Raw genomic sequence first — 5,874 nt, 5'->3', positions numbered from 1 at the left:
CCAACCACCCCATCAACTGGAACAACCTCTACAACCCCAACACCCCCACCACACCCCTCCCCACCTACCCCTTCCAACGCCAACGCCACTGGATCGACAGCGTTCCCACCGCCACCGCCGCCCCGCGCGCGACGGGTCCCACGGCGGGCGGGGAAGAGCCGGCGTCCGTCGAGCTGTCGCTCGCCGAGCGCCTCCGCGCGGTGTCGCGGGCCGAGGGTGAACGCCTCCTCCTGGAGCTGGTCCGTACCGCCGTGGCGACCGTGCTCGGGCATGTGACACCGAACTCGGTCGATCCCACGGAGAAGTTCAAGGAGCTCGGCTTCGACTCGCTGGGCGCGGTGGAGTTCCAGCGGCGGATGAACGCCGTCACCGGGCTGAGCCTCTCCTCGACGCTGATCTACGACTACCCGAGCCCCTCCGCGCTGGCCGACCACCTGCTGACGGAGCTCACGGACGGTTCGGCCGGGACCACTGCCGGGGGCGTGGCCGCCGCGCGGATCTCCGACGAGCCGATCGCCATCGTGGGCATGGCCTGCCGCTACCCGGGCGGGCTCGGTTCGCCGGAGGACCTGTGGCGGCTGGTCGAGGCGGGCGGCGACGCCATCTCCGGTCTGCCCGTCAACCGCGGCTGGGACATCGAGGAGCTGTACGATCCGGTGCCCGGCCGGCCCGGCAAGACCTATGCCCGGCACGGTGGCTTCCTCCATGACGCCGACGCGTTCGATCCCGCGTTCTTCGGCATCTCCCCGCGCGAGGCCGCCGCGATGGACCCCCAGCAGCGGCTGCTGCTGGAGACCTCGTGGGAGGCGCTGGAGCGCGCGGGGATCGCCCCGACCTCGCTGCGCGGTTCCTCGACGGGTGTCTTCGTAGGCGCCATGTCACAGGACTACGGGCCCCGGCTGCACGAGCCGGCGGAGGGGTACGAGGGGTACCTGCTCACCGGCAACACGGCGAGCGTGGCCTCGGGCCGGGTGGCGTACACGCTGGGTCTGGAGGGGCCCGCGGTGACCGTCGACACGGCGTGCTCGTCCTCCCTGGTGGCCCTGCACCTCGCCGCGCAGTCGCTGCGGCAGGGAGAGTGCGGGATCGCCCTGGCCGGTGGTGCGACGGTGATGGCGTCGCCCGGCATGTTCGTGGAGTTCAGCCGGCAGCGCGGGCTGTCCGCGGACGGCCGTTGCAAGGCCTTCTCCGCGGACGCCGACGGCACGGCGTGGGGCGAGGGCGTGGGCGTGCTCGCGCTGGAGCGGCTGTCGGACGCGGAGGCCAACGGCCACCGGGTCCTGGCCGTCATCCGGGGCAGCGCCGTCAACCAGGACGGTGCCAGCAACGGCCTGTCCGCCCCGAACGGTCCGTCGCAGGCGCGGGTGATCCGCCAGGCCCTGGCGAGCGCCCGCCTGGAACCGGCGGACGTCGACGCCGTGGAAGCCCACGGCACGGGCACCCGCCTCGGCGACCCCATCGAAGCCCAGGCCCTCCTCGCCACCTACGGCCAGAACCGCCCCACCGACCGACCCCTGCACCTCGGCTCCCTCAAATCCAACATCGGCCACACCCAGGCCGCCGCAGGCGTCGGCGGCGTCATCAAAATGGTCATGGCCATGCATCACGGCCTCCTCCCCAAAACCCTCCACGCCGACGAACCCAGCCCCCACATCGACTGGACCGCCGGAGCCGTCACCCTCCTCACCGAAGCCACCCCCTGGCAGCCCGACACCGAACGCCCCCGCCGCGCCGCCGTCTCCTCCTTCGGCATCAGCGGCACCAACGCCCACCTCATCCTCGAACAGGCACCGCCCACCGAGGAGGTCTCGGGGACCACGCCCGTCGAGGGCACCGCGATCCCGTGGGTGCTGTCGGCCAAGGACGCACCGGCGCTGCGCGCCCAGGCGGGCCGGCTGCACGAGCACCTCCTCGCGGGGCCCGAGCTCCAGCCCGCCGATGTCGCCCACGCCCTCGTCGCCGGCCGTGCCCTCCTCGACCACCGTGCCGTGGTCCTCGGTGAGGACCGGCAGTCCCTCCTCGACGCCCTGGAGGCGCTGGCCCGCGGCGAGTCCCCGGCCACGGTGGTCGAGGGGGCCTCCGACGGCGGGGGACGGACCGTCCTGGTCTTCCCCGGGCAGGGTTCGCAGTGGGCGGGGATGGCGGTGGACCTCCTCGATTCCCACACCGTGTTCGCCGATTCCATCGCCGCGTGCGAACGCGCCCTGGCCCCGTACGTGGACTGGTCCCTGACCGAGGTCCTGCGCGCGGCCCCGGGCGCTCCGGGGCTGGAGCGGGTGGACGTGGTGCAGCCCGCGCTGTTCGCGGTGATGGTCTCGCTGGCCGAGGTGTGGCGCTCCGTGGGCGTCGTCCCCACCGCCGTGGTGGGCCACTCCCAGGGTGAGATCGCGGCGGCGTACGTCGCGGGCGCGCTCTCCCTCGACGACGCGGCGAAGGTGGTGGCGCTGCGCAGCCGGGCGATCCGCGCGCTCGCGGGGAAGGGCGGCATGGGCTCCGTCCCCCTGCCGCTGGAGGAGACCCGGGCCCGGCTGGAGCCCTGGGGGGACCGGCTGTCGGTCGCGGCCGCCAACGGACCGTCCGCGACGGTGGTGTCCGGTGACCCGAGGGCGTTGGCGGAGCTGGTGGAGTCCTGCCGGTCCGAGGGCGTCGAGGCCAGGACGATCGCGGTGGACTACGCCTCGCACTCCGCGCACGTGGAGGAGATCCGCGAGGCGGTGCTGACGGCGCTCGCCGACGTGACGCCCCGCTCGTCGGGCGTGGCGTTCTACTCGACGCTGCTGGGCGAGCCGGTGGACACGGCCGTGCTGGACGGCGACTACTGGTACCGCAACCTCCGCGGCACCGTCCAGTTCGAGAAGGCGATCCGCGCCCTGGCCGCCGACGGCTACCGGACGTTCATCGAGAGCAGCCCGCATCCCGTCCTGACGACGGGGGTGCAGGCCACGCTGGAGGACGTGGCGGAGTCCGCGCACGCGGCCGGGCACGACGCCGCCGCCCTGGTCGTCGGATCGCTGCGCCGTGACAAGGGCGACTGGCGGGCGTTCCTGAGGTCGCTGGCCACCGTGTTCACGGGCGGCGCCGACGTGGACTGGGCGGCGGTGCCCGGCACGGCGGGTCCGGCCCGGCCGGTGGACCTGCCCACGTACGCGTTCCAGCGCAGCCGGTACTGGATCGAGGCGCCGCCCGCCGGGGCGGACGTGGCCGGTGCCGGGCTCGACGCCGCGGACCATCCGCTGCTCGGGGCCCTGGTCTCCCTCGCCGACGGTGACGGGCTGCTGCTCACCGGCCGACTGTCGCTGCGCGCCCACCCGTGGCTGGCCGACCACGCCGTGGCGGGCACCGTGCTCCTGCCCGGGACCGGGTTCGTGGACCTCGCGCTGCGTGCGGCGGCCGAGGCCGGCTGCGACCGCGTCGACGACCTCACCCTCGAAGCTCCCCTGGTGCTGCGCGAGCACGCCGACGTCCAGCTCCAGCTGACCGTGGGGGCTCCGGACGCGGCGGGGGCGCGGCCGTTGCGCGTGCACTCGCGGCCGGCGCCGACCGCTCCCGGCGCGGAAGCCGGGGAGTGGACCCGCCACGCGACGGCGTCCCTGTCGCCCGACGAGCCGACGGCCGGGGAACCGGAATCCCTCGGGGTGTGGCCGCCGACGGGTGCCGAGCCCGTCGACCTGGGCTCTCGCTACGAGCAGCTGGCGGCGCGGGGCTACGAGTACGGCCCCGCCTTCCAGGGGCTCACCGCCCTGTGGCGGCGCGGTGAGGAGGTGTTCGCGGAGGTGCGGCTCGCGGAGGCGCAGCGGGCGGACGCCGAGGCGTTCGGGCTGCATCCGGCGCTCCTCGACGCGGCGTTGCACGCCGTCGTGCTGCGGGACGGTCCCTGGGAGGGGCCACTGCTGCCGTTCGCCTGGGACGGGGTGCGGCTGCACGCCACGGGGGCGCGGGAGCTGCGGGTGGCGTTCGCACCCGTCGGTCCGGACGCGGTGTCGGTGACGGCCTTCGACCCGACGGGTGCCCGTGTCGCGGAGGCCGGGCTGCTGGCGCTGCGGCCCGTATCCGTCGAGCAGCTGGCCGCCGCCGGGCATGCGTCGGGGCCCGGCCGGTCGCTGTACCGGCTGGACTGGGTCGCGGCGGGGGTCGCGGCGCCCGCCGACGGGGCGGCCCGTCCCACGCCGGTCGTGCTCGGCGCGGACGGGGAGGGGGCCGGGGTCGGGGTCGGCGGCGAGGGAGGAGCCGACGCGGTGCTGCACTGTGCCGGTGGAGACCTCGACGCCACGCTCGGAGAGGTGCTGCGGCGGGTCCAGGACTGGCTGGGCGACCCGGGTTCCGCCCACGCGCGGCTCGTCGTCACCACCCGGGGCGCCGTCGCGGCCCGGTCCGGCGAGGACGTCACCGACCTCGCCGCTGCGGCCGTCTGGGGTCTGCTGCGCACGGCCCAGTCCGAACAGCCGGGTCGTATCGTCCTGCTCGACGCGGACCCGGCCGGGACCACCGCCGAAGCCCTCCCGGCCGCCCTGGCCTGCGGCGAACCCCAGCTCGCGGTGCGTGGCGGCGAGCTGCTGGTGCCGCGTCTGGTCCGGGCCGGGAGCGTCGAGGGCCGGGATCCGGCCCTGGATCCGGCCCTGGATCCGGAGGGGACGGTACTGATCACCGGCGGGACCGGAACGCTCGGTGCCCTCCTCGCCCGCCACCTGGTCACCGAGCACGGAGTGCGCCACCTGGTCCTCACCAGCCGGCGCGGACCCGCCGCCGAAGGCGCCGACGGGCTCACCACCGAACTCACCGCGCTCGGGGCCCGGGTCACGGTCGCCGCGTGCGACGTCTCGGACCGCGAGGCACTCGGCGCCCTGCTCGCCACCGTCCCCGCGGACCACCCCCTCACGGCGGTCGTGCACACGGCGGGGGCCCTGGACGACGGCACCTTCGAGAGCCTGACTCCGGAACGCCTGGCCGCCACGCTGGGCGCCAAGGCGGACGCCGCACGGCACCTGCACGAGCTGACGCGGGACCACGGTCTCGCCGCGTTCGTACTCTTCTCGTCCGTCGTCGCCACCATCGGCTACGCGGGGCAGGCCAACTACGCGGCGGCCAACGCCTACCTCGACGGCCTGGCCGCCCACCGGCGCGCCCAGGGCCTGCCCGCCACCTCCCTCGCCTGGGGGCTGTGGGAGGAGGCCAGTGGGCTGACCGGGCACCTGGCCGCCGCGGACATCGCCCGCATGGCCCGCGCGGGGGTGGCCCCGCTGCCGTCCGACGAGGGTCTGGCCCTCTTCGACGCCGCGCTGACGCGCGAGGAGGCGGTGCTCGTACCGGCCCGGCTGGACCTCGCCGGGCTGAGGTCCCGCGCGGCCTCCGACGGAGTGCCGGCCGTCTTCCGCGATCTGGTACGGGCTCCCGCGCGGCGTGCCGCGCACCTGGCGGACGGTGGTGCGGCCGGCGGTGGCTGGGCCCAGCGGATGGCCGTGCTCCCGGAGGACGAACGCGAACGCGAGCTGCTCGACTTCGCACGCCGCCAGGTGGCCACCGTCCTCGGCCACGACGGCACCGAGGGCATCGCGGCGAACCAGTCCTTCAAGAAGCTCGGTTTCGATTCGCTGATGGTCGTGGAACTGCGCAACCGCCTGAACGCGGCCACCGGACTCCGTCTGTCCAGCACCGTCGCCTTCGACCACCCCACCCCGCACGCCCTCGCCGCACACCTGCGCGAACAGCTCACCGGAACCACCAGCCCTGTCGAACCCGCCACCACCACACCCGCGGGCACCGGGGACGACGACCCGATCGCCATCGTCTCCATGGCCTGCCGCTACCCCGGCGGAGTCACCACCCCCGAAGACCTCTGGCACCTCATCGCCACCGAAACCGACGCCATCGGCCCCT

1 pseudogene is annotated in these 5,874 nt (G+C 75.0%); it reads left to right on the top strand.

Features of this window, described 5'->3' with window-relative positions:
- Positions 1–176: 176 nt before the first annotated feature.
- Positions 177–5,874, top strand: a pseudogene (locus ACZ5D2_RS40770) (type I polyketide synthase); the annotation flags it as partial.

The sequence above is a fragment of the Streptomyces sp. NPDC031479 genome (assembly GCF_055581065.1).
Note: the sequence above shows the minus strand (reverse complement) of the source record. Positions and strands in the feature narration are given on the sequence as shown.